This is a genomic window from Oceanobacillus salinisoli (assembly GCF_009733865.1).
GTDB classification, from domain to species: domain Bacteria; phylum Bacillota; class Bacilli; order Bacillales; family Amphibacillaceae; genus Oceanobacillus; species Oceanobacillus salinisoli.
Genome location: NZ_WOFB01000016.1, coordinates 115160 through 141382 on the forward strand (window position 1 = coordinate 115160; position 26223 = coordinate 141382).

Genomic DNA, 26223 nt, shown 5'->3' on the forward strand with positions numbered 1-26223 from the left:
AAGTTCGTTTAGAATTGGATAAAGGACAAACCTTTTACAGCTCCCCTTTATCCATTGTTATTCACATATTATACACTATCTAATCATTTTAGCTAAACGGATTGGTGTAGTCTCATTTTTGGAATAGCCAATCAACGATATAGTAAAGTGGAAATCATCATTTTTCAAATGATAAGCATCCAGCACACCAGGACCACAACTGGCAGATCCTAACCCGTGTTGCTTGTAATCAAGATTCAACAAAATATAATCCTCTTTCATTAAATCTGTCGTATGGCGAGCATTCTCCAAGTTTTCAATAGTATATGGATAGGCACTATAATTAAATAAATTACCCGCAGCCAAAATACCTGTTCCATCTTCATTTGTTAGAGATGTCCAATATACATCTGTTCTATTTCCATTCTCCTGCGGGACAGCATATGGCGTAAATAATTCATCCACTTTTCTAGACCAAACCCTAAAACGATTGGCAAGTTTACTGTCACTATAGGATTCACCAGGCCCACGACCATACCAGTCTACTTTTTCAAAAATATTTGGTACTTGCATTTGTAATCCAATTCTAGGTAAAGTATCTGATCCCTTTCCATACTTTTCTCCCTTAACATCTATCTTGACAGCTCCAAGGGAATCGATGGTATAGGTCATTGTTGTTTCAAATCCCCAATCTACACTTGGCGGTGAATGCTTTTGTTGTACCATAATCGTAATAACATCATCTGTTTTGGATAATTTATATTGAAAATCAATCATGCGTGACTGAATCATATGAACATGATTATTTTTCCACTCCTTCTCCACGGAACGAGTATTAAATTCCTCTAGTCCTAATCGATCATTATCGATTGGTGCCCGCCAGAAGTTAAGAGAAGGCCCTTGTTTCATAAGCGCTAATCCACGTAATTTCCATGATTCTATCAAACCTCGTACTTTGTTAAACGTAATTTCAAAGTCTTGCCCTTCTACTATAAGTTGATTAGATTCCTCTTTTACGATTAATGGGAAATGTTTCTTCAAGGAAGACGCGATAGAATTGGATTCTTCTATATCGACAGGCAATAAAAACTGCTCCCACGCTACTTCGTGTCCAGCGCTTGCCCATTTCGTGTTTGCCTTTTCAACGAATTGTATCGTTAACCAGTAATCTGATCCATTCTTGTCTTTGTACACCGTATCAAATGGTAGTTTGATATCCTGATAGGTTCCCGCCTCAATTACCGGAATATCTAAATTTCCTGTTTCTTTTATGACGCCATCTTTTTCAATGGTCCATAACACTTCCAAATGATCTAATCCACTGAAATTATAGCGGTTATGGATACGAACGATTCCTTCTTCTAATTCCATTGCTTCAACTTTAACAGGTTCAATTACTTTTTTATATTCTGCTAAAGCTGGAGATGGCATTCTATCTGGCATTACCATACCATCAATAACAAAATTAGAGTCATGTGGCTGTTCACCAAAATCGCCGCCATACGCAAAGTACTCTTCTCCTTCTAAAGTATACTGACGAATACCATGGTCTAGCCATTCCCAAACAAATCCACCCTGCAGACGTTTATGTTTATAGAAAGTTTCGATATATTCTTTGAATCCACCAGGGCCATTTCCCATTGCATGAGCATATTCACATAAAATATGTGGCTGTTTCAAATCAGTTCTCTCGCCTAACTGATCCATCGTCTCCACATCCGTGTACATAGTGGAGAACATATCTGCTGATACATTTAATTCTTGTGGATTGTTATTTGTTCGAGTCATAATATCACGAGTTTCACCTTCATAATGAATCAACCTAGTCGCATCTCGGTCTTTTGCCCATTCCGCCATTTTCACATGATTTCTTCCATAGCCAGATTCATTTCCTAATGACCAGATGATGATGGATGGATGGTTTTTATCGCGTTCTACCATTCGTTTCATTCGATCCACATACGCATGTTCCCATTGCGGATCATCACTAAGCATATTCCATTCCCCAATCAGGTCAAACCCATGACATTCCAAATCGGCTTCATCAATGACATATAAACCGTACTCATCACAAAGGTCATAAAACCGAGGATCATTCGGATAATGCGCAGTGCGAACTGCATTAATATTATGCTGCTTCATTAACTGAATATCTTTTTCCATCCAGTCGATTGGCACGGCTCTACCTAAATCTGGATGATGATCATGTCGGTTAACTCCCTTAAACATAATCGGTACACCATTCACCTGTATTAGTCCATCTTTTAACTCTACCTGGCGAAAGCCAACTTTTACCGGAATAACTTCCACCACTTCATTTCTGTCATCTTTTAACGTTATAAGTAGATGATACAAATACGGTGCTTCTGCTGTCCATTTATAAGGAGACTTTACAGGTATATCAATCTCTACTTTCTTTTCCCTATTAATCGTAAACACTTTATTTTCTTCTGTAACAACGTTATAATCTGCATCCATTAAGTAGAAATCAAGACTATATCTGGATGTAACATCTATCTGGGACTCAATGACAGTCTCAACTTGTAAATTAGCATTCTCATATTGCCCATCCAAATTAATCTTTACAAAAAAATCATGCACATGAACGGTAGGTTTGGTGATTAAATACACATCACGAAAAATACCACTCAACCACCACATATCTTGATCCTCTATATAACTTGCAACCGACCATTGATAAACACGAATCGAGATGGAATTCTTTCCTTCTATTAAATAGCTCGTAACGTCAAATTCTGAAGCTAAACGACTCCCTGTACTATAACCTACAAAATGTCCGTTTACCCAAACATGAAACGCACTATCGACGCCCTCAAAACGTAAAATAACCGACTCGGAAACCATTTCTTCCGTTACATAAAACTCTCTTCGGTAAGAGCCTGTTGGATTTTCACTTGGGATGTGGGGAGGATCAACAGGGAATGGATATTGAACATTAGTATAATGCGGATTTCCATAACCATTCATTTGCCAATTAGAGGGGACTTTTAAATCACCCCAACTACTTACATCATAATCCACTTGATAAAATTTCTCAGGGGCCTCTTCAGGGTTTTGGTCATAGCGAAACTTCCAAATACCATTTAATAAAAGAAAGCCATTTGCATATTTTCTTTCATAGGTAAGTGCATCCTCTACATTCTTATAAGACATAAAATAAGAACGTTCTTTCAATCTATTCTTTTCTAGTACGGATAACAACTCATAATCATTACGTTTAACCATAATAGCCTCCCAGTATTTATCTACTAACCTTCATGTTGCACCTAGTATAAATAAGATTGAGAACATGTATTTCTTCATATTATTATCCCTTTACCGAACCAGTCATTCCTTCTACAAAATACCTCTGTAAGAAAAAGAAGATTAATGCTGTTGGTATTGTCCCTATAACGATTGCAGTATAAATAACTCCATAGTCTGGAGAATAACCGGAACCTAAATTTGAAATTAATAATGGAATCGTTTTAATATCAGGCGATTGTAAAACAACCAACGGCCACAAATAGTTATTCCAATTATTCATAAATGAAATAATTCCAGCCGCTGCAAACGTATTTTTCATAGCAGGCATGTAAATGCGGAAAAAAATACCAATTTCACTTAATCCGTCCATTCTTGCTGCTTCAATTAATTCTCTAGAAAACATTTTTGTATTTTGTCTAAATAAAAAGATAAAAAATGCTGTCGTTACATAAGGCAAAATAACTGCATATAACGTATCAATTCCAATTGCCGGAAATACTTGAGAAATTCCACCGAATAGCCTAAACAATGGAACCATTAATGCTGCAAATGGAATCATTAAGGATAGTAATAAGATATTAAAAACAATATCCTTTCCTTTACTTCTGTATATTTCGAACCCATAACCTGCAAGAGAAGAAATGATCAAACATAATACTGTAGCTACCACCGCAATAAAGAAAGAATTAAATAATGCAGAACCAATATCATAATTCTCAAATAGTTTACTAATATTCTCAAAAAGGTGACCACCCGGTAATAACCGCCCTTGTGAAATATCGACTGATTTATTAGTCATACTTATTAACATCCAAAGAAACGGAAAGAGTGAAATAAATGCTACCATACTTAGCAATGTATAGATAAAACCTGTCTTTAATTTATTCAATCTTTTTCACCACCTATCTTAAATTGGATAATAGAAAAGACAACTGTTAGAATTACGATAATAAACGAAACTGCTGCTGCATAACCGAAATCCGGTGTATACTCAAAAGAAATATTATAAATATATTGTGATATTGTCAGTGTCTCATTCCCTGGACCACCACCAGTAATATTCATCGGTTCATCAAATAATTGAAGCGTTCCAATAGTGGAAGTGATTGCAGTAAATAGAATAATAGGTTTTAACATTGGTATTGTAATATAGAAGAATTGCTGTATAGAATTAGCCCCATCAATTTTAGCCGCCTCATAAATAGATTTATCAACATTTTGTAGACCAGCTAAATAAAAAATCATATTATAACCTGTCCAACGCCAAGTAATAGCAATAATAATAAGGACTTTTGCCCAAAACGGATCCATTAGCCATTCTATTGGTTCAGAAATAATAGATAGCTTTAATAAAAAGTCATTAACTATCCCTTCTGTTGAAAATAAGTATTTAAAAATTACAGAATAAGCGACAAGTGAAATGACACTTGGTAAGAAGATAGCCGTTCTAAAAAAGCCTCTAAATTTCAAATTAGGATTATTCAGTAAAACTGAAAAGAACATAGCAAGTAAGATCATAAAAGGGACTTGGAATATTAGGTAAATAAAGGTATTTCTTAGAGCAATCATAGCTACTGGATCATTAAATAAGCGAACATAATTATCTAATCCTGTAAATTCTAAATTTGCTCCCATTCCTGATTTAAATGATAGAATAAGAGCTTGTAACATAGGATAAAAGTAAAACATAGAAATTAAAAGTATGGATAAGGAGGCAAAAAACCAACCTATTATACTCCTATTCAATTTTAAGCCCATTTTAATCCACTCCAAACATGTAGTTAAATGTTTGGGACCTCTCTTAGTTTGAGGTCCCAAACCTATCGTATTTATTAATTCAATTGTGCCTCAGCTTGTTGTTGGGCATCGTTTAAAACTTCATCTATATCTTTTCCGCTTCTATAATTTTGCAGTTCACCTGTAAAAATATCCATGATAGCATACGTATGCATTCCATAGTTAACATTCGGAATTTCTTTCATCCATTCAACGAGATCTGCTGTTACTGTTTGATTGGCGAAAAATTCATCAGTTTGGTTAAATGCTTCTCCATCCAATGCTGGTAAATAAGTTCCTATAGCACCTACTTCCGTAACCAATTCTTCATAAAAATCATTATCAGAACCGAAAGTGCTTGCTAAGAATTCAGCTGCCTTTTCTTTACCAGGAATGTTTAATACATAGAGAGAGCTCCCACCTAGGTTTGAAGCATTAACAGCACCATCAACTGATAATCTTGGGATAGGTACAACTGTCCATTTCCCTGATTGAGATTCTTCTGCTTTTATACTTGGAGTCATCCAATTTCCTGTTGCTACACTTACAACTTTTCCACTATTAAAGTCTGCAAGTCTTGAACTCCAATCTGAGTTAGTCTTAGCAATGCCTTCTTCCAACATAGTTTTATAGACCTGTAAAGCTTGTTTTACTGCCTCGTTACCAGCTATATCAATAGTTTCACCATCTTCTTTCGTAAACCATTGTCCGGTTGTTTGAATCATATGTCTAAGATGATCCGGATCATTTGGATTCAATGAAATCATAGATTTTCCTGTTTTATCCACAATGTCTTTTCCAACTTCTATAAATTCATCCCATGTGATATTAGTTAAATCCTCAGGTGTATAGCCCGCTTCTTCTAAATAATCGGTTCTCAAATATAAACCAGTAACACCTGTATCAAATGGTAATCCGTACTGTTTTCCATCAAAACTTGTTGGAGCTTTTTTATAATCCGCAAAATCATCTATGTTGATGTATTCGGATATGTCATAAAAAGCATCTGGATACGCTTGCAAAAAACTTTGTGCTCTATAGTCTTCAATTAAAACAATGTTTGGCATTCCATTTAAAGTACCGGAACTCAATCCAGTATTTAACTTTTGCACAATATCCTTTTGTGCGTTCTCAATTATTTCAAGTTGAAAATCCTCATCTACCTGATCATATCGCTTTTCTGCTAATTCTAAAGCAGCTATATTAAACAATGGATCCCAAGCCCAAGCAGTAATAACATCAGGTTCCAGATTCCCTTCAGCATTACCATTACTTTGATTTTCTGATGAACACGCTGCCATAACTACCATTAATAATATTGCAGTAAATATAATTTTCCACTTCTTCATTTTTATACCCCCTAAAATTTAAATGACACTTAATTTTGTAATGATATTTATTATATTTGGTACATAAAAAAGTTATATTATTGCTTATTTATCTAGAGAAATAGATGCTTTTCATTAGTTTGGTAATACTCCAAAAAACCGAATATAACCTAGTGCTGATAGCGCTTTCTAAAAAAATAAAAAACACCTTTAACTGATAGTTCAAACAATACGATATATTTTATCAGCCTCTAAAAATAAGTTATTGAATAAATAGATGGATTCCTCCTTTGATTCTAGTAATTAAATCAAGATCTTATTGATTTTGATTTCAATGATCTATTGTATAATATTCGTTAAAAATAAAGCGCATAAAGTTAATTAAATTAATTAACTTATATGATAATACGATTATACTATGCATTACAATTGATTTGCAACATTTTTTATAATTTTTTTATCGCTCACTATATTCATTATCATAGCAGGCGCCTCCAACAAGATACTAAACTGTTTTGAGTTAAATATATATTTATGATAACCAGATGCCCCCTTCAAGGGCCATCTGGTTATGCCTTATTAAGCTGACGATATTCCTATCCCCCCAACAACCACCTCACATTCCCCCTCCTCCAATTCCACCTTCACCATCGACAATCTCCAATACCAATATCCATGCCTAATAATCTGCCTTATCGTGGCCAAATAAACTCTTCAGAAAAGCTAGGTTGATATTCTTCAATATGCCAACCCTTCTCCACTTCTCTGATATATGCCTCAGCATGTTGAGGCATATACATCCAAAACTCCCTAGTATTATTTTTTATATGATTGCTGACATACAACCTTCTATACGATTCACTCATTTTATTGATCCTTTCCGATAATTCACCTGTATATAGGTCAAGAAACGCACCTATATCATCTCTATAAAAATCCCCAAATAATCCCTCATCATGAAAGGAATCAATAAAATCTTTCACCATTTCATTCCCCATCTGATTTTTAGCAAATATCCACCACGCCTCCTCTTCCGATTTGGCTTTTACTAACGCACAAATAGAAGTTTCCTCATGAATAAAATATAAATAATACATCATCCTTCTCCCCCCTTTCGACAAAACCTGACAAAAACCGGGAAGTGACAGGCACCTCCACCAATGAGGTGACCCCAACTTTCTACAGGTAGTTCGTTTGGTAGAATTGGGTTATTTGTCTGAAATATTTTTTGAGAATTGATACCATACCAAAACCACTGGAATACTGTAATATCTTTATTCTTTTCATTACCGAAAACATAATCTTTTCAAAACAAATTTGTGAGGCAATATCAAACACTTGGGGGATTAAAAATATCTCCCCCCTAATTTGATTACAAGCACCTATTTATGTATAATAATCTATATAAAAGTATACAAATAAAAGAAAGCCGAAGTGTTGGTAGCACTTCGACTTTAACAGCATATCCATAGTGGTACGGCCACTGTGGACTAGAGTAAATAATCCACCCTTTGTTCGGCAGTGGTGACGGGTGGATTATTTTTTATTTATTTCTTTAATTAACACGACTACTAGATTGATGAAAGCAATGATGAATATACCTGTTGTTAACGCAATCTGTAAATCCGTCATACGGTCACCTCATATCTCCACAGAGGACTTGACCGCTCCACCCGTAATAGCTGTCCTTCTTAATTTTAGCATAAATGAGTATAACGATAACTTTAAAAGTTCTATAATATTTTGAATAAAAAAACCTTTCCTCACTTTGTTGCATTTCAAGAATGTTTTCCATAGTTATCACCTCTTTTCCCAAAAGGAAAGAAGAGCACAACCAACCACCCTAATAATATTCAGTTGCTACTTTCATCACCCGGACAGGTTCGAGAACATGGTTCTCCTCTCTTTCATTGAATGTATCTCTCCATATTTTACGAAAACAAATGAATAGAACATTAGCATGCACATACAGTTTTCCAGCATTCCCCCAACAGAGCTGCTTATAAAAAATTAAAAACAACCCCTCCGAAATATTTCGACAAAATCCGGGAAGTGACAGGCACCATCGACAATAATTTACATAAAATTAATTTTATCTTTATATTAAGTTAACTATATGATGTTACATTGTATATGTAGCTCAAATGACACCGGTGTCTATTTTGGGGGGGGGGTGAACATAATAAAATCGAAAAATAATAGAAAAATTAGGTTCTCGGGGGGATTTCATAAGAAAGTTATTTCTATTGTCGAAGAAAAATCTGTATCCAAATCCGGAGATGAGAATTTAAATGAAGATAGAGTCATAGTTACAGACCATTTTATAGCGATTGTTGATGGGATGACTCCAAAAGATAAAGATTTGTATGAAAATAAATCATTAGCGGTGATTGCTGGAGATTTAATAGAAGAAACATTATTACAATTATCAAAAGAATACATTTAGAAGCTGCGGAGAAATGCACGATAGCGGTAAATAGTTTTTATAAAGAAAACGATATTTTATCTATTGTTTCGAAAGAACCTAGTAAAAGAGTTGCCGCCAGTCTCATCATCTACAGTTTTTATCATGAGGAGATATGGTTCATTGGGGATTGCCAATGTATGGTAGATGGCACTATACATAAAAATGAAAAATTAATAGATCATTTTATGGCGGAGTTAAGAGGGAATTTATTAAAAGAATACTTGAAGGACTATACCGTCGAGCAATTGTTGCAAAATGATAGAAGCAGGGAGGACCTCCTTCCTTTCTTGAAAATACAACAATGCTTTCAAAACGCGAGACATTCCTCCCCCCTATCCTATGCAGTTGTTGACGGATTTCCTATTAATACGGAACAAATAAAAATAGTAGATGTTCATGGGGCTTCTGAAATCACATTAGCCAGTGACGGCTATCCAGTTCTAAAAGGAACATTGAAAGAATCTGAGCAGGAGTTAGCATCGATATTAAACCAGGATCCATTATGTAAAGATTTAAACCCATCTACAAAAGGGCTGCAAAAAAATAATCGATCTTTTGATGACAGATCGTATATAAGAATGCAAATTAATAATCAATAAAACAATCATAGCGAAATTTAAGGAGGACATGTTCATGAAGAGAATTCTATTTTTAACGATATTAGTAATGATATCGATCGTAGCTGCTGCTTGTGGGCAAACGGAATCTAACGGTGATGCAAAGGGGAATTCCAGTTCAGATGAGACATTGGTTATTTATACAAACTCTGCTTCTGACGGCCGTGGGGATTGGTTGACTGAAAAAGCTCAAGAAGCAGGTTTTTCAATCGAAATTGTTGAAGGTGGCGGTGGAGAAATCATCAATCGTCTCATTGCAGAAAAGAATAATCCTTTAGCAGATATTGTTTATGGTCCAACTGAAGCAGATTTTAACCATCTTAAAGATGAAAATGTTTTATCATCATATGAAATTGATTGGATCGATGGTATTCCAGAAGGTTCTTATGATGAAGATGGATATTTTTATCCGCTAGTTAGTCAGCCGAAAATATTACTTTACAACTCAGACATCTATTCGAAAGAAACAGCTCCACAAGATTTTACGGATTTATGGAAAAATGAAGCGTTTCATGGAAAATATCATGTAAATATAAACATGGGAAGTAATTCAAACCGTGCAGTTATAGCCGGAATTCTAGTAAGATATCTTGACCCAGAAGGTGAACTTGGTGTGTCACAAGAAGGTTGGGATGCGATTCAAGCATACTTTGATCATGGATACAAAACTCCAGAAGGAGAACACTTTTTTGGTAATCTAGCATCTGGTGATGTACCGATTTCCTTTATTTGGGCTAGTGGGGTGAAAGGAATGAATGAAGAGTTCAATCATCAAGCAGGAATTGTCTATCCTGAAATTGGAATGCCAACAACAGTGGAGCAGGTTGGAATTGTACAAAATAATCCAGATAAATTTGAATTAGCTCAGGAGTTTATTGAATGGTTTGGAAGTGGAGAGGTTCAAGGACAGTGGGCACAAGAGTTTGGTAGTCTACCAATCCATAAAGAAGCATTAGAACAGGCTGTACCTGAAATGATAGAACTTGGAGAAAAAGGACATGCTCAAGATATTGACTGGCAATTTGTAAATGACCATATTGATGAGTGGGTAGAAAAAATAGAATTAGAAATATTATAAAAGGCTAGTCTCTTCACCATAAGTCCTGTATATGAAAGTGCCAGGATTTATGGTGAAGAACATTTTCATCCTAAAAAGGAGCGGACAGACATGATTGATTTTAAGGACATTCAAATAAAATTTGATAATTTCATAGCCATCCACCACCTCTCTCTGCATGTTAAAAAGGGAGAATTTTTCACGTTACTCGGACCTTCAGGATGTGGAAAAACAACCACACTTCGCTCGTTGACAGGATTTATTTCACCAACAAAGGGAAAAATTTATATTGATGGAGAAGATGTAACGGAAAAACCGGTGGAAAAACGAAATATCGGAATGGTTTTTCAAAGTTATGCACTGTTTCCAACGATGACCGTATATGAAAATATTGCTTTTGGTCTTAAAGTGAATAAGAAATCGAAACAGGAAATAAAAGATAGAGTTTATGAATTAAGTAAGATAGTTGATTTAGATGAAAGCCACCTTCACAAAAATGTTTCGGAACTATCAGGCGGACAGCAGTAGCGTGTAGCGATTGCCAGAGCATTAGCATTGGCACCAAAAATTCTTGTGCTGGACGAACCCTTATAGAACCTCGATGCAAAATTACGAAAACAGCTTCGTATTGAATTGAAGAAGTTACAAAAAGAGCAAGGAATTACGATGGTTTATGTGACACATGACCAAGAGGAAGCACTTACATTATCTGACCGGATTGCTGTATTTAATAATGGCAAGGTAGAGCACGTGGGAACACCAGAGGAAATTTATAATCAATCCAAAACAGAATTTGTTTGTACATTTATTGGCGATGCGAATCGGTTAGACAGTAAGATGATACGTGAAATCAATAACGCTAAGCCACCGATCGATTCAGAGAAAATTTCTTATATACGAACAGAAAAAATTAAGACGATAAAGCCGGAAAATGATCATAACTATAAGAAAATGACAGCAGAGGTTATCTCTAAGGAATTTTATGGTACCTATTCACGGTATACCTACAAGGTGGGAGAATCTAGCTTTATAACAAACATAGAGAAGGAAGATGGAGAAGTTCAATTTCATATCGGCGATAAAATAAATCTTTACATCCATCCACAAGACATTCTTCAGTATCCGGGGGAAAAAGATGTTTAATGCAAAGAATCTGTACATGAATACATATAAGGGCAAAAGAAATGTTTATTTATTGATCATTGGAGGATTGCTGGCCTGGTTCATTACTGCGTTTTTAATTTTACCAAACCTTAATTTAATCTATACTGTATTTTTTAGTGAAGGTTCTTTTTCACTAAGTACTTTTGAAAAAATATTGAATTCCGAAAGAGCAATGGATAGTTTGAAAAACAGTTTCCTTCTCGCCTTCTCCATGATCATCACCGTTAATGTCATCGGAGTGTTTATTGTTTTAGTAATGGAGTACTTTGATATTAAAGGAGCAAATATACTGCGGTTAGGGTATTATACAACGCTTATATATGGCGGATTGATTGCAGTGTTCGGTTTTACCTATATTTATGGAAAAAATGGATATATGACCAACTTCTTAACTGGGATATTTCCAGGAATGAATGATCAGTGGTTTATTGGGTATCCGGCAGTATTATTTGTGATGACAATTACTGGAACGTCTAATTATGTTTTGTTTTTAACCCAGAGTGTCAGAAATATTGACTTTCAGACGATTGAAGCAGCAAAAAATATGGGGGCATCCACTTTTCGGATTCTATGGAGTGTTGTATTACCGGTCCTAAAGCCCATTTTAATTGCATTATCGATTCTTGTATTTCAATCGGGACTAGGTGCACTTGCTGTACCATTAGTTGTCGGTGGAGAGGATTTTCAGACGATTAATCCAATGATTTTATCCTTCTCACAAACGATTGGTTCCAGAGATCTGGCCGCATTATTGGCTATTTTTTTGGGCCTTACACAGATTTTGCTTTTATATATTTTAACGAAATCTGAAAAGAAGGGTACTTATTTTTCCATTTCAAAAGTAAAAACGAAAATCCATAAACAAAAAATAAAGAATAAATTCGGCAATATCATCGTTCATTTTTTTGCTTATTTATTATTTGCTATTTACGTATTGCCTGTTATTTCCATTATCGCTTTCTCGTTTACTGACGCTTACAGCATTACCACAGGAACGTTATCACTCGAGCGCTTTACATTGGAAAATTATATGAAGATTTTTATGGATGGATCTGTTGTAAAACCATTTTTAACAAGTGTCGTGTACTCAGCTTTGGCTAGCGGAATTGTTGTTACTGCCATTTTATTTATTGCGAGATTAATCCACAGATATAATAACCGACTAACAGAGATGCTGGAGTATCTTCTGTATATACCTTGGCTATTGCCTTCTACGTTGATTGCTTTAGGTTTGATGATGACGTATGATGTGCCACGAATGATTATAAATAATAATGTTTTAACTGGGACACTTGTAATTATGCTCATAGGCTACATCATCATTAAAATTCCTTTTACATTACGAATTATAAAAGCTGCTTATTATTCGGTTGATCCATCCCTTGAGGATGCGGCTAAAAATCTTGGAGCTAAATCAATCTATACATAATTTAAAATTATTCTTCCGACCATTTTACCGACTGCACTTGGAATTTTAGTTTTAAATTTCAACAGTCTGCTAGATGATTATGATCTGTCTGTGTTTTTATATCATCCATTCTTTCAGCCGTTGGGAATTGTCATAAAAAACGCAACACAAGAAGGAGCAGATGTTTCTGGGGTAGCTATGACATTTGTGTATACCGTATTTTTAATGATTATTGCAGCAGTGACCATTTACTTTGTTTATGGAAGAGGAAGTAAAATTAAATAGTTTAGGAGTTTATGAATGAGACAACATGATACATTTACGGAGCTATATAATCAATTATTAAATAAACAGTTACAGAATTATCCAGTTGCACATCGAGGAATTATCCGGTTGCATGAACCAATTCCGGAAAATTCACTCGCTGCCCTTCACCATTGTATACGTCAAGGGGTGCTGTTTATGGAAATCGATCTGCAGAAAACAAAGGATGGAGAGCTTGTCCTCATGCATGACACAACGGTAAATCGCATGACAAATGGTTCTGGTAAAATTAGTGATATGACACTTTCAGAAATTAAATCCTTATATTTATATGAAGGAAGTGGAAAAAATAAAAGGACGACCAAGGAGAAAATTCCAACATTTGAAGAGGCACTGGATGTGATTAATGGAAAAGCCATCGCCAATGTGGATAAAGGCTGGGAGTACCGTGAAGAAGTATTCCATATGCTGAAAAAGAAAGATATGTTTCAACATGTATTAATAAAGAGTGATAAAACAATCAAAGAGGTACAACAATTTTTAAAGGATACAAAATATGACATTTACTATATGCATAAAGTATTTAATCGGGATGTTGAGAATATGGAGGAAATCCTTCATACCCTTTGCCCACTCGCACTGGAGGTTTCCTTTTTTAAGAAGGAAGACACGATTGTTTCGAATTCTCTTATTCAGGAACTTCAGCAAAAAACGAATGTTTGGTTGAATGCACTAGATGTATCCAGTAATGCAGGGGTAAATGATAGTCTTTCTTTAGTAGATCCTAGTAAAGGATGGGGTTGGCTAATGGAAAAATCTCCAAATTTGAATCAAACGGATTATTCACTTATATTTAACGATTTTAAAGAAACTAATCTTAAGTGAGCAGTTAAGTACAAGTTTAAAAAGATGCCATCTAAAAGGTAAGGTGGCATCTTTTTTTATGTGTTTGATTATTTCTTTTCCGTACTATTCCTAATGAATAATTTCGTATCAATTTTATAGGATGAAACAGAATGGCCATTAATCATTTGCAGCAGCTTTTGTACAATAACGGTACCTATTTTTTCAAAATCCTGTTCTACGGATGTAAGTTCTGGATATACTTCCTCACTTAATGAAGTATTTCCAAAACCGATAATTTTGATATCTTCCGGGCAATTCAGCTTGTATTTGTTGACTGCTTTAATTGCACCAAGAGCTAAAAAATCGGACTGAATAATCGCACCTTCAAACAGAGTTCCCTCTTCTACTCGTTTTTCAATGAACTTAAATATATCTTTACTTGTGTTTTGATGGGTGATGATAAAATCTTCCTTAAAATCTAGCTTGTGTTTGGAAAGTGCACGTTTGAAACCCTCTATTTTATCGGCATGAGTTGGCCATAAAGGGTTATCAACAAATAAGCGTATATCCCTTAATCCCAGTTCCAGCAGGTAATCAGTTGCCAGATATGCACCCATTTCATGATCGGTACCGACATATTTGAACTTATCATTTTTTCCTGAGACGATAACAGGTACTCCTAATTTTTCAATGGTACCAAGCAAAGAATTATTTAATGGTGAGTTTAGAACAATGATCCCATCATAATACCCTCTTTCAATGACTCCCATAAAATTTTTCTCAAGCTCCACTAAATTATTTACTAATATAACTTTGTATCCGAACTTTTGGGCATTACTAATAATACTGTCAACGATAAGACTTGTGCGATGGGATGGATAGATATCATTATCAATATCTGAAACAACAAGAATTTGATTGGATTTGTTTTGAGATAACATTTTTGCATGCATGTTTAATCGGTAATCTGTTTCTTTAATAACTTTTAAAACCTTTTCTCTTGTTGAATCTTTTACACCTTTTTCGTTATTAATCGTTCGTGAAACGGTTTTTAGTGATACACCTGCGATTTCAGCTATATCTCGTAATGTATAATTCTTTTTCATCGTATTTCCCTCACTAACTCAAACGAATGTTTGTATTATTTATTATAGCAGGGAATTAAATTTTATTTTGGTTAGAATATTAAATTTAGGAAACTTTTAAACTGGTTTAGTAATGTTGGATTTGTTTGAGGATGGGGCTTCTTAGGGGAGGGTCCAACTAGATTGAGTACTCGAAGTAGAACGAGAGTAATTTAGAGTTGAGTAGGGATACCTTAGTATCAATTATCAAAATGAGCAGGATTACATCAATAACAAGCGCTAACCTTACCAAACGAGCATTCATCTTGACCATGGTGTCTTTTCCTGTACAACTGTTATTCCTGGTTAATGAGTTCATTGATAGATATCCTCCCAATAGCATCACTGTAATTTCCTTTTCAGATGATTCTTTACGTCTTCAGTCTCACCGAGAAACTTTAGTTGCTTCCCCCTCCCTAACTATCATCGATTTTTTCTCCTAGTTTTTTTAGGGATTGTTGCTTGTCACTTTTACTAGTCATTTCACCACTTACAGACGCCCCTCTTCCAACTATACGTTGGGCATATGGTTTTCCAATTTCATCTCAAGGTTTAACGTTCCTCCTGGAGATAGTGAATCAAGACCTAAAACAATAGAACAAAATAGAGACCCTACGCAAAATACTCCGCGAAGGATCTCTTCAATTAGCACTTCTTTGTAAGGAAAAGAGCAAAAATTTCCTTATAAATATACACTTTAGCACATTAACACAACAGGCCGTAACACCCTACCCTATACCTACCTCTTCCATCTTTTCCTTCTCGATATCTACCTTACCAAACATTAGGCTGCCGCTAATATAGATCACTAAATTAACGATTAACCCCCAAATGCCGCTAAATATTCCAAGTGGAGTAAGTCCTGCAAGTGTCAAACAGGCTGCAAGAATTGTTCCGACTAACATCCCTGTAAATACAGACTTAGCATGACTCCGTTTCCAATAAAGCCCTAAAATGATAGCTGGAGCTGTTTGGATAAGAACCTCAAGCTTCAGAACAAATATTTGATAAAGCGTACCAGGAGGGTTCCAAGCAATGATTAACAGAATACCAATTGCAATAACACCTGCTATTTTTCCGACCATTATTTTCTTATTATCTGTCGCGCCAGGGTTAATATACCGTCCATATATATCCTTTGAAATAATGGATGAGAAAGTCAATAGTACCGAATCCGCAGTCGAAACAATTGCCGCAATGATTCCGCCAAATAATAAAATCATTGCAACATAAAAGAACAGATTTTGACTGGCAACTGCACTGGCCATCATACCTACAAGTTGTTCCGATTCTTCCGTATTTAAATCAGGAAATGCATTATAACCGATAATCCCAATAATAAAAACAACTCCTGCTGTTAAAAATGGCATCCATGACATTTGAGTTAACGAACGTTTCAGTGCTTTTTCACTTTTGGCCGAAAAAATCCGTTGTATCGCATTTGGGTAAACCGCTGCACCAATACCAACAAGTACCAAAAAGTTTAACCATCTGACAAGACCGCCACCTTCTGGAACTCCTAACTTCTCCGGGGAATAACTTTGTATATATTCTCCCGCCGATGAAATTCCTCCAAAATAAATCATCGTACCAACCAGTAGTAAAAATACACCGAGCAATAGAGAGATTCCTTGCATCGTATCTGTATACGCGACAGAACGCATTCCTCCAAGCCAGCCATAAAGGACCATAATTATAATGAAAAAAATGACCCCAACTTGATAAGGAACCGTGCCACCCGTTAACCCGGATACACCTTGTCCGATAGCAACAAGCTGCTCCAGTAAAAAATTCGCTAATGCATATAACATTAATACAGCTGCCAGTATGGAAACCGCTCTTGATTGAAAAAGCAATTGAAGCCAATCAACGGGGGTAACAATATTGTGTTTTTTACTTAACATATACATCCTTGGCGCAAATAACAAATAAACCAGAATGATCATGATAAAAAATGGAACACTTACAAGATTGCTATATCCAGCCCGATATGCTTCAGCCGAATATCCAATAACTGTATTTCCACTATATTGTGTAGCGAAAAATGTAAAAAAGAGTACCAAAGTCCCTAATCCACGGCCACCCAAATAATACTCACTAAGACTACTATGAACACTTTTATTTCTTACATATGTAATCATGCCTATACCAAGCATCAGTAACCCATAAAACAGCATAACGAGTATTCCCGATAATCCAGAAAAAGTCAACTCCATTTCTAATTTCCCTCCCTTGTTTGCTCATCATCCTCTTCCAAATACCAATGAAACTTTATGACATAAGTGATATAGCTGGATAATCCAACCGTTACCCCCATAATTACCAAAGCCCATAAAGGTATTCCAAACATCAAAATCGGCTCTTCTCCAGAGGGAAAATACCACGGAGTTAATAACGCAAAAATAATACCGAAACCAATCCAAATTTTGTAATTTCTAATCGGCTCTTTTTTCTTTTTATCCATTCTTCCACCCCAATTAAAAAAGTATATAGTCAGTATAATACAATATATTGCATAATCAATAGATTAATTTGAATTATATACACTTTTTAAATAGTTTTGTCAAAGAAGGTTTTTAATAAGGGGCTGACCAATAATCAAAATGATGCTTAAATGTGGTGGGGGTTGTAATATGAATACACTTCTGTCTTAATAAAAATTCGCCGGGCTGCACTTTTCTCTGCTTCAGAAGAATCTACTCATATCACCGGCTAGAACATAACACGATTCAGAACAAAGGACAGAATAATTCCACCTATGTTCCTTTTGCGGTAGAACATTGACAATTTCCCGGGAAATATATGCTGATTTGTCGAATGCCTGATTATTGATAAAAAATAAAATAAAAATAAACAGAGTGCTACCAACACCCTGCCTAAGCAACATACATGCTGCATGAGAAGCGGCTGATCTAAAGTATTGCTGTATTATTTACTTAAAAGTAGCCATTCTAACCTTTGGACTGGGGAGGGACGGTTACTTTTTTCTTTGTAAGACAATCGTCACAATAATTGTTACGGCTCCTATCACTATTATTTTTTCAGAAAGAATACGCACTAAGTTCCCACACGAGCATGGGAAAAAGAAAATGAGTTAAAGAAATTATGAAGAAGCATCTTATCCCCTTTGGCTAGTGCTGTCCCTGTGGTCCATTAACTAGTGGAGCTCTTCTTATAAGGTGCCTGTCACTTCCCGTCGAAAGGTATATATAGCTTTGGCTCTTGTCTATTTAGGGTTACAGCTGTGAAACATGTTTCACCTCCGTCCCATTGACAATACGTTTCTGGTAAAGTAAACTAATTGTTAACCAAATTCTAAATTTGGTTAACAATTAAAATAGGAGGAACCATTATGGGGTATCATGAAGATTTAATTAAAAAAAGCAAGAAGTATTTGTGGTTGCCGTTTACACAGATGAAAGATTATGACGAAGATCCGCTTATCATTGAAAGTGGAGAAGGTATCAAAGTGAAGGACACAGAGGGAAAAGAATATTATGACGGTTTCTCTTCTGTCTGGCTAAATGTCCATGGTCACCGGAAAGAAGAATTGGACGACGCCATTAAAAAGCAACTTGAAAAAATCTCTCATTCCACGTTACTTGGGATGAGTAATGTGCCTGCAACGGAACTTGCGGAAAAGTTAGCACATTTTACACCAAAAGGATTGGACCGTATTTTCTATTCGGACAGCGGGGCAGAAGCTGTTGAAATTGCATTAAAAATAGCTTTCCACTACTGGAAAAACAAAGGTTATGAAGGAAAAAACAAGTTTGTGACGTTGACAAATGGCTATCATGGCGACACGATTGGAGCTGTTAGTGTTGGTGCGGTGGAGATTTATCATAAAGTCTATCAACCACTCCTCTTTGATAGTTTCAAAGTTCCCTATCCAAATGTCTATCACCATCCGAGCCGTGACCCAAAAATTTGCCGTGACGAATGTTTGGATATGCTGGAAGACGTCCTCGCCAAACATCATGAAGAAATCTGTGCCGTGACAGCGGAATCCATGATGCAGGGTGCTGGCGGAATGAACCCTATGCCAGAAGGATATTTATCCAGTGTCGAAAAGTTATGTAAAAAGTACAATGTCTTCCTCATCCTTGATGAAGTCGCCACTGGGTTTGGCCGGACTGGTAAAATGTTTGCCTGTGAACATGAAGGAGTGACACCGGATATTTTAACTGCAGCCAAAGGAATCACGGGTGGCTACCTACCTATCGCCGTTACTATAGCGACCGAAGAAATTTACCAGGCATTTTATGATGACTATGTCAACCTGAAAACATTGTTTCACGGCCATTCTTATACAGGGAATCAACTAGGATGTGCTGTTGCCCTTGCTAATCTGGAACTGTTTGAAAAGGAAGATATCATTGAAAATGTCCAACAAAAATCAGCAATCATGAAAGAGGAATTAGAAGGCCTGCTTGAATTAAAACACGTTGGGGACGTCAGACAATTAGGTTTCATGGCCGGTGTGGAACTTGTTAAGGATAAAGAAACACGAGAAAATTTCCCTTTTGAAGAACGTATAGCCTATCGTGTCACATTAAAAATGCGCGAACTTGGAATGCTGTCCCGTCCGGTTGGGGAAACGCTTGTGTTAATGCCGCCTTTGTCCAGTACAGAAGCAGATATTCGGGCGATGGTCACCATCATGAAATCAGCAATCCAAAGCGTGACGGAAGGAAGTCAGGCATATGCGGGAAAAGCAAATTAACCCAACATCTCAAGACAAGAACAGGAAACAAGGAGGCTTGTTCATCACCGGAACAGACACTGGAATCGGGAAAACGTTCGTTACAGCTGGAATTTCCTCCTCATTAAAAAAGCAAGGAGTGGACGTTGGAGTATTTAAGCCTATGTTAAGCGGAGAAGATCGAAATAACCAAGGAAGTGATGCCTGGATTTTAAAAACCATGGCAGAAGACAGGAACTCGATTGAGCAAATTACCCCTTTCCAATTTAAAGAGCCTCTCTCCCCTTATCAAGCAGCCAAACAGGAAGGGAGAAAGGTGTCATTGGATGATATCATGTTTGCGTGGGACAAGATTCGTTTCAAGCATGACTTTTTCCTTGTTGAAGGTGCCGGCGGGCTTGCCGTCCCATTAGGTGAGAATTACCTTGTCGCAGATTTAGCAAAAGAAATCGGATTTCCACTGGTAATTGTGGCAAGGCCGAATCTCGGTACAATCAATCACACATTATTGACCATTTCCTATGCACAACAGCAAGGGTTAGAAATATTAGGCATTATCATCAACGGAGTCAATGAAAAAACAGAGGATCCTAGCGTGGAGACCAATGCAGAAACCATCAGCGAATTCACCGATGTTCCTGTACTTGGGGAAATTCCACGGGTCCAAACACCCAATCAGGAAACAATCTGTAAAGCGATCGAGAACCATGTTACTTTTCCGGCATGGAAACGTCCATCTCATTCATAAATAACGGATCACAAGGAGGGAATGATTGTGAAGTCCAAACCAAGATACCGAGCCATTGACTTAACGAGGATTAGTATTTTTGTGGCTTTAACCGCAGTCGGGGCAAACATCACCGCTTTCGCCCCTTTCCTACAAATAGGCGGTGTACCAATCACATTGCAAACCTTTTTTGCTATTCTGGCAGGCGCCATTCTTGGTAGCCGACTCGGAGCCATTGCCATGATAGTCTATTTGCTGTTGGGTCTGGCTGGCTTACCCATTTTCGCTGGCTTCAAAGGTGGCCTAGGTTCTGTCATGAGTCCTACGTTCGGATTCATCCTGTCTTTCATTCTAGTAGCCTATGCAACTGGAAAGTGGATCGAATGGAGAAAAAGTAAAAGACTTGTAACTTTTATTACGGCGTCATTTATCGGACTCATTTTTAACTATGTTCTTGGCACAGGACATATGTATCTTGCCTTAAACTTTTTGCTTGACGCGGGAGGTATCAGCTATGCACAAACCTGGATTATCATGGCCGCATACTTGCCCGTAGACGCACTAACCATTTTAGCAGCCGGACTCGTAGCACCTAAAATTCATCATGCATTCAACAGGAGGTCAGAAGGTAAATCGACTGCGGCATAATGGACAGCGGAAATATGAGGTGCCTGTCACTTCCCGAATTTTGTCGAAAAGAAGCATATTCTTGAGCCAACGATGGATATCAGCGTAGCGGGGGCCTAAACCCAAATTCTACTGCTCATTGCACTATCACTTGGAATGTAAGTGTTGTCCTTGTGGCAAGAACCTGAATTAAATGATATTAAATTAGGCAGAGTGCTACCAACATTCTGCCTAAGCAACATACATAGCCGCATGAAGAGCGGCTGACCAAAATGAACGTTGTTTTTAAAAAAGTAGTAATTACCCTACTCTGGCTAAGAGCGGAGGGCGACTTACTTCTTTTTTCAATTAGTGACAAGAGCGATAATCGCTACTACAAATGATCATCCAAAATACTAGTGGGAGCTACAAATTCATATGGATCAGTAGCTAAGCGTCCACCAGTAGCACGCAATAAGTCCATTTCTGTATAGTCTGGAGGTAGTCCGTAACCCTTTAATTTCATTAAAGTCTGGCCTTCTTCTTCAGCAAATTACCTGACTTTTCACGAAAACCATTGCTTATTCAGGTGCATCATGATAATTGAATAGTTCAGATCCCTTTAACACCTGTTGTTGAGGATTATTTCTCATGTCCGAAACTTGAGTTATGTAATTACCTAACTACCAAAAAGACAACCAGCTAACCGGTTGCCTCCTCACCCTACACCAAATACTCAATTGCTTTCCTTACATATCCCTTACATTTATCAAGGGCATCCTTTGCCTTCTCATAATCCACTTCCGCTTCAATCATCACAATCGCAGGCTTTACTTCATTATTTGTTTTATCGAGCACCGCTCCCGCTTTCTCATAGGAAGCATCAGTAATTTCCATAATGATTGATTTTGCCCGTTCTTTTAACTTATAGTTACTTGCATGTAAATCTACCATTAAATTTTCATATACTTTTCCTAATTTCACCATCGTACCGGTACTAATCATATTCAATACCATCTTATGGGCGGTTGCCGATTTCATTCTTGTGGATCCAGTCAGTACTTCCGGCCCAACCACCACTTCTATTCCTGTATTTGCATAACGAGATATTACTGAATTCTTATTACAAGTTAAACTAACCGTATACGCACCAACAGTTTGCGCATATTTCAATGCTCCAATTGGATATGGTGTCCTCCCGCTTGCGGTAATTCCGACTACAACGTCCTTATCAGTCAAACCTCGAGATTGTAAATCTTTGCCACCTTGCTGTTCATTATCCTCAGCTCCTTCAACGGCCTGAAAAAAAGCACCGTTTCCTCCTGCCATCACTGTCTGGATCATTTCTGGATCTGTCATAAAGGTTGGTGGGCATTCAGATGCATCGATAATTCCGATGCGGCCACTGGTCCCAGCTCCAACGTAAAACAGTCTCCCACCATTACGAAGAGCTTCATACACTTTTTCCACAACCACGGCAACTTCCGGTAGCACTGTTTCTACAGCTTCTGCCACTTTCTTGTCTTCACTATTTATTACTTGAAGTATTTTTAATGTAGATATTTGATCCATATTTACACTAACTGGATTTCTTTTTTCTGTGGTTAGTTTTGATAATTCCATTTCCATCATATGCTCCTCCACCTTAAAGATGTGTCCCTACTATATGAATTGTTCTTCTAGCTTTTTATCTTTATCTGTCTGGTTCCTTTCATCATATAAATGACAGGCAACCCAATGATTTTGTTTTACTTCCTGATATACAGGTTTTTCTACACTGCATCGTTCATGCACCTTAGGACATCGAAGTCGAAATGGGCAGCCAGATGGCGGATTAGATGGGTCAGGTACATCACCCTTTAAAATAATTCTCTCTTTCTTTTCCCTTGGCTTTGTAGAGGGAATAGCAGATAATAACGATTGGGTATAGGGATGTAAGGGTTTATTATATAATTCATCCGTACTCGACATTTCCATAATCTGTCCTAAGTACATGACACCAACCCGATCACTCACATGTTGTACCACATTTAAATCATGAGATATAAATAGATAAGTTAATTTAAATTCTTCCTGCAAATCAATTAATAGATTTAAAATTTGTGCTTGTATGGATACATCCAATGCAGATACGGCTTCATCCAAAATAACAACTTTTGGATTTAAAATGAGTGATCTTGCAATACTGATACGCTGACGCTGACCACCACTAAATTCATGAGGATACTTACTAACCTGTGGTTTTGTTAATCCTACCTTCACCGCAATATCATAAACCCGTTTCTCTGCTTCCTTCTTGGAACAAATATGATGGGTTAATAAAGGCTCCATCAATAATTGCTTTACAGTCATTCTAGGGTTCAATGAACTATATGGATCTTGGAAAATCATTTGAAGATCCTTCCGATAACTTCGGAATTCCCCTTTGGAAAATTCTAGTATGTTTTTCCCTTGATAAATAATTTCTCCAGAGGTTGGCTCATGCAATCGCAGAATAGAACGGCCAGTTGTTGACTTTCCACATCCACTTTCCCCAACTAAAGAAAATGTTTCTTCTTCATAGATTTCAAAGCTAATATCATCCACAGCACGAACATGATTTTTTGATCGTTTAAATAAGCCCAACTTTTGTGGAAAGTACTTTTTCAAATTAGCTACTCTCAGAATCGGTTGTTGCGTACTCATACGTACTCCCCTCCTCCATATCATGCAGCCAGCACTTACTATAGTGACGATCCTGTACCGAAAATAACTCTGGTTCCTTTTCCCTGCATATATCCATTACAAATGGACATCTTGATGCGAAACGACATCCCGCATCCTTTAATTCAACCGGAGATGGAACATTCCCTGGAATCGCGTATAACTTCTTGGTTCGGTCCCCTAATGATTTCACCGAGGAAAGTAACCCCTTCGTATAAGGATGTGCTGGATGATCAAATAAATCTTTTACACTTGCTTCTTCTACAACTGTCCCAGCATACATAACAGCTACACGTTCACAGGTCTCCGCAATAACACCTAAATCATGAGTGATCAGAAGAATGGAAGTATCATAGTATTCCGTTAACTCATTCATAAGATCTAGTATTTGGGCCTGAATCGTAACATCGAGTGCCGTTGTTGGCTCATCAGCAATCAATAGTTTCGGCTTACAAATTAAAGCCATTGCTATCATTACACGCTGACGCATTCCACCAGATAGCTGATGTGGATAGCTTTTTAAAATTTGCTTTGGTCTAGCAAATCCTACTTGCTCAAACAACGTCATCATTTTATTATGCATTTCTTTTTTAGAAGTCTCACCATGAAACTTTAAAACTTCAGATACCTGATGTTCTATCGTAAATAATGGGTCTAGTGCTGTCATTGGTTCCTGAAATATCATGGAGATTTCATTTCCACGAATGTGCCGCATATCTTTCTTAGAAACATTCACTAGATTTGTATCATTATTCAGTAAAATATGGCCATTTCCAACCTCTATTCCCTCAGGCAATAAGTTAAGAATTGATAAGGAAGTCAAACTTTTTCCACTTCCAGATTCCCCAACAATTCCATACTTTTGTTTTTTCATAATTGTCAAATTCAAATTATTTACGATGTGCAATCTCTCTTTATTTTTTATTAAATCAATGGATAAGTCCTTTATTTCTAAAACATTCGTCATATTCATACTCTCCTTACACGATTAAGGCGTTCATATGAATCCGGATTAGTGTAAGCCGTTTTCCCCATAATCACTTGTTGAGTAGCCCCTGTTGCAGATGGAAGTTGATTATAATTACCTCGAATGCATTGATAACCCAACACAGCAAATGCAATTGCTTCTTTTAAATCACTAGACATTCCAAAATCTTCAAGCGTATATACCTGAATAGGAGCCAAATGCTTTTTCAACCTTTCAATAAGATATGGATTATTACTACCTCCACCACTAACAATTACTTCATCAACTGGCTTTCCTTTTTTGATCAAAAAGTCTTGATAACCTTGGGCAATGGAAACTGCCGTCCAATCCGTAACCGTAGCTACAAGTTCTGCTTCAGGGAGGTAGCCATATCCCTTAAAGATTTCGTCGACAAACATCTTTCCAAATAATTCTCTTCCCGTTGTTTTCGGTGGTTCCATAAAAAAATAATCATGACTCAACAAGTTACTTAATAGGGATTGATTAATTTTTCCTTTATACGCAATTAACCCTCCCTTATCATAATGCCATTTTCCTTTCGTCACTCTAAATACTATTTCATCAATCACCATATTTCCTGGCCCTGTATCAAATGACAGTACATCATCACCAGAGGCATTTGCTCCAAGGTATGTAACATTTCCAATTCCACCAATGTTTTGCAAGGCTCGTGATTTATTGGCTGATTGGAAAAGTATATAATCAACATAGGAAACTAGTGGGGCACCTTGACCACCTGCAGCCATGTCGGCTGTTCGAAAATCACCAACTACTCCAATCCCAGTCTCTTCTGACAATACCGACAAGTCACCAATTTGCAACGTTCCGGGAACATCCACAACGCTTTCTCCTAAAAAAGGCTGATGATAAATCGTTTGACCATGCGAACTAACAAACTGAATTTCTTCCTTTTTTATTCCTGCTTGTTTTAATAGATTATTAACCACCTGACCTAGCTCTTTACCTAAATAAATGTTTAAGGAAGATATTTTTTGTATTGTTGCTTTCGCTGGTGTACATACTTCCATTAGTTCTTGACGCAATTCTTCCGAGTATGGGCTGGTAAGGGAGTCGATTAATTGAACATCAACTTTTCCATCTTTTTCTACTAAATCTACAATGACTGCGTCAATTCCATCTAAGGAAGTTCCTGACATCAAACCTATTCCTCGTGTTTTCACCATGTTTCCCTCCCTC

22 protein-coding genes and 2 pseudogenes are annotated in these 26223 nt (G+C 36.8%); 10 read left to right on the plus strand and 14 right to left on the minus strand.

The window, feature by feature from the left end; translation table 11 throughout:
- Nucleotides 1–75: 75 nt before the first annotated feature.
- The 6 genes from GMJ66_RS12465 to GMJ66_RS12490 all read right to left on the minus strand — a co-directional run bounded on the left by GMJ66_RS12465 (nt 76) and on the right by GMJ66_RS12490 (nt 7982).
- Nucleotides 76–3225, minus strand: coding sequence for a glycoside hydrolase family 2 TIM barrel-domain containing protein (locus tag GMJ66_RS12465; protein ID WP_156290649.1), 3150 nt, complete (start codon nt 3223–3225; stop codon nt 76–78).
- 82 nt (nt 3226–3307) lie between these two features.
- Nucleotides 3308–4135: a carbohydrate ABC transporter permease gene (locus GMJ66_RS12470; RefSeq protein ID WP_231514917.1), complete on the minus strand. Its 828-nt coding sequence runs from the start codon at nt 4133–4135 to the stop codon at nt 3308–3310.
- Nucleotides 4132–5004, minus strand: coding sequence for a carbohydrate ABC transporter permease (locus GMJ66_RS12475; RefSeq protein ID WP_156290650.1), 873 nt, complete (start codon nt 5002–5004; stop codon nt 4132–4134). Before GMJ66_RS12475 ends, GMJ66_RS12470 begins: the two co-directional genes overlap by 4 nt.
- 74 nt (nt 5005–5078) lie before the next feature.
- The gene (locus tag GMJ66_RS12480) at nt 5079–6371 is read right to left on the minus strand and encodes an ABC transporter substrate-binding protein (RefSeq protein ID WP_156290651.1); all 1293 of its coding nucleotides are present in this window, start codon (nt 6369–6371) and stop codon (nt 5079–5081) included.
- Between the two features lie 671 nt (nt 6372–7042).
- The gene (locus GMJ66_RS12485; protein ID WP_156290652.1) at nt 7043–7450 is read right to left on the minus strand and encodes a hypothetical protein; all 408 of its coding nucleotides are present in this window, start codon (nt 7448–7450) and stop codon (nt 7043–7045) included.
- Between the two features lie 436 nt (nt 7451–7886).
- Entirely contained in the window at nt 7887–7982 is a 96-nt protein-coding gene (locus GMJ66_RS12490) for a putative holin-like toxin (RefSeq protein WP_156290653.1), read from the minus strand.
- A gap of 541 nt (nt 7983–8523) precedes the next feature.
- On the opposite strand from GMJ66_RS12490, the gene GMJ66_RS12495 reads away from it, so the two are divergent.
- The 7 genes and pseudogenes from GMJ66_RS12495 to GMJ66_RS12520 all read left to right on the plus strand — a co-directional run bounded on the left by GMJ66_RS12495 (nt 8524) and on the right by GMJ66_RS12520 (nt 14212).
- The gene (locus GMJ66_RS12495; RefSeq protein ID WP_156290654.1) at nt 8524–8796 is read left to right on the plus strand and encodes a hypothetical protein; all 273 of its coding nucleotides are present in this window, start codon (nt 8524–8526) and stop codon (nt 8794–8796) included.
- Between the two features lie 158 nt (nt 8797–8954).
- Nucleotides 8955–9416 carry a hypothetical protein gene (locus tag GMJ66_RS12500; protein WP_156290655.1) on the plus strand — a complete coding sequence of 154 codons (462 nt, stop codon included), beginning with the start codon at nt 8955–8957 and terminating at the stop codon, nt 9414–9416.
- A gap of 34 nt (nt 9417–9450) precedes the next feature.
- A complete protein-coding gene (locus GMJ66_RS12505; RefSeq protein WP_231514918.1) occupies nt 9451–10512 on the plus strand; it encodes an extracellular solute-binding protein in 1062 nt (353 codons plus the stop codon).
- A gap of 90 nt (nt 10513–10602) precedes the next feature.
- Nucleotides 10603–11634: pseudogene (locus GMJ66_RS21205) on the plus strand (ABC transporter ATP-binding protein).
- Nucleotides 11627–13084: an ABC transporter permease gene (locus tag GMJ66_RS12515; RefSeq protein ID WP_231514921.1), complete on the plus strand. Its 1458-nt coding sequence runs from the start codon at nt 11627–11629 to the stop codon at nt 13082–13084. The pseudogene GMJ66_RS21205 and the gene GMJ66_RS12515 overlap by 8 nt, the downstream one beginning before the upstream one ends.
- 90 nt (nt 13085–13174) lie before the next feature.
- Entirely contained in the window at nt 13175–13348 is a 174-nt protein-coding gene (locus GMJ66_RS20740) for a hypothetical protein (protein WP_231514922.1), read from the plus strand.
- Between the two features lie 15 nt (nt 13349–13363).
- Nucleotides 13364–14212, plus strand: a complete 849-nt coding sequence (locus tag GMJ66_RS12520) for a glycerophosphodiester phosphodiesterase family protein (protein ID WP_156290657.1) — start codon at nt 13364–13366, stop codon at nt 14210–14212.
- A 68-nt stretch (nt 14213–14280) separates the two neighbouring features.
- Here the strand turns inward: GMJ66_RS12520 and GMJ66_RS12525 are convergent, their stop codons facing one another.
- The 3 genes from GMJ66_RS12525 to GMJ66_RS12535 all read right to left on the minus strand — a co-directional run bounded on the left by GMJ66_RS12525 (nt 14281) and on the right by GMJ66_RS12535 (nt 17761).
- On the minus strand, nt 14281–15279 hold the full coding sequence (locus tag GMJ66_RS12525) for a LacI family DNA-binding transcriptional regulator (RefSeq protein WP_156290658.1): 999 nt from the start codon (nt 15277–15279) through the stop codon (nt 14281–14283).
- Between the two features lie 746 nt (nt 15280–16025).
- On the minus strand, nt 16026–17513 hold the full coding sequence (locus GMJ66_RS12530; RefSeq protein WP_156290659.1) for a sodium:solute symporter family protein: 1488 nt from the start codon (nt 17511–17513) through the stop codon (nt 16026–16028).
- Nucleotides 17514–17515: 2 nt separating this feature from the next.
- Nucleotides 17516–17761: a hypothetical protein gene (locus tag GMJ66_RS12535; RefSeq protein ID WP_156290660.1), complete on the minus strand. Its 246-nt coding sequence runs from the start codon at nt 17759–17761 to the stop codon at nt 17516–17518.
- Nucleotides 17762–18649: 888 nt separating this feature from the next.
- On the opposite strand from GMJ66_RS12535, the gene bioA reads away from it, so the two are divergent.
- Genes bioA through GMJ66_RS12550 form a run of 3 tightly spaced genes read left to right on the plus strand, consistent with a single transcriptional unit; the run spans nt 18650 to nt 21377 of the window.
- A complete protein-coding gene (gene bioA, locus GMJ66_RS12540) occupies nt 18650–20023 on the plus strand; it encodes an adenosylmethionine--8-amino-7-oxononanoate transaminase (protein WP_156290661.1) in 1374 nt (457 codons plus the stop codon).
- Complete coding sequence (bioD, locus tag GMJ66_RS12545) at nt 20004–20750, plus strand: dethiobiotin synthase (RefSeq protein WP_156290662.1); 747 nt, start codon at nt 20004–20006, stop codon at nt 20748–20750. Before bioA ends, bioD begins: the two co-directional genes overlap by 20 nt.
- A 21-nt stretch (nt 20751–20771) precedes the next feature.
- Nucleotides 20772–21377 carry a biotin transporter BioY gene (locus GMJ66_RS12550; RefSeq protein ID WP_156290663.1) on the plus strand — a complete coding sequence of 202 codons (606 nt, stop codon included), beginning with the start codon at nt 20772–20774 and terminating at the stop codon, nt 21375–21377.
- A 361-nt stretch (nt 21378–21738) separates the two neighbouring features.
- Here the strand turns inward: GMJ66_RS12550 and GMJ66_RS20920 are convergent.
- From GMJ66_RS20920 to GMJ66_RS12575, 5 genes and pseudogenes are all read right to left on the minus strand, one after another.
- A pseudogene (locus GMJ66_RS20920) lies at nt 21739–21880 on the minus strand (HIRAN domain-containing protein); the annotation flags it as partial.
- 178 nt (nt 21881–22058) lie between these two features.
- Nucleotides 22059–22964, minus strand: coding sequence for an N-acetylmuramic acid 6-phosphate etherase (murQ, locus tag GMJ66_RS12560; protein ID WP_269321879.1), 906 nt, complete (start codon nt 22962–22964; stop codon nt 22059–22061).
- A gap of 33 nt (nt 22965–22997) precedes the next feature.
- Nucleotides 22998–24020, minus strand: coding sequence for an ABC transporter ATP-binding protein (locus tag GMJ66_RS12565; protein WP_156290664.1), 1023 nt, complete (start codon nt 24018–24020; stop codon nt 22998–23000).
- Nucleotides 23986–25005 (minus strand): ABC transporter ATP-binding protein, encoded by a 1020-nt coding sequence (locus tag GMJ66_RS12570; RefSeq protein WP_197046688.1) that lies wholly within the window; start codon nt 25003–25005, stop codon nt 23986–23988. The genes GMJ66_RS12565 and GMJ66_RS12570 overlap by 35 nt, the downstream gene beginning before the upstream one ends.
- A gap of 2 nt (nt 25006–25007) precedes the next feature.
- Nucleotides 25008–26210 (minus strand): anhydro-N-acetylmuramic acid kinase, encoded by a 1203-nt coding sequence (locus GMJ66_RS12575; RefSeq protein ID WP_156290666.1) that lies wholly within the window; start codon nt 26208–26210, stop codon nt 25008–25010.
- Between the last annotated feature and the right edge of the window lie 13 nt (nt 26211–26223).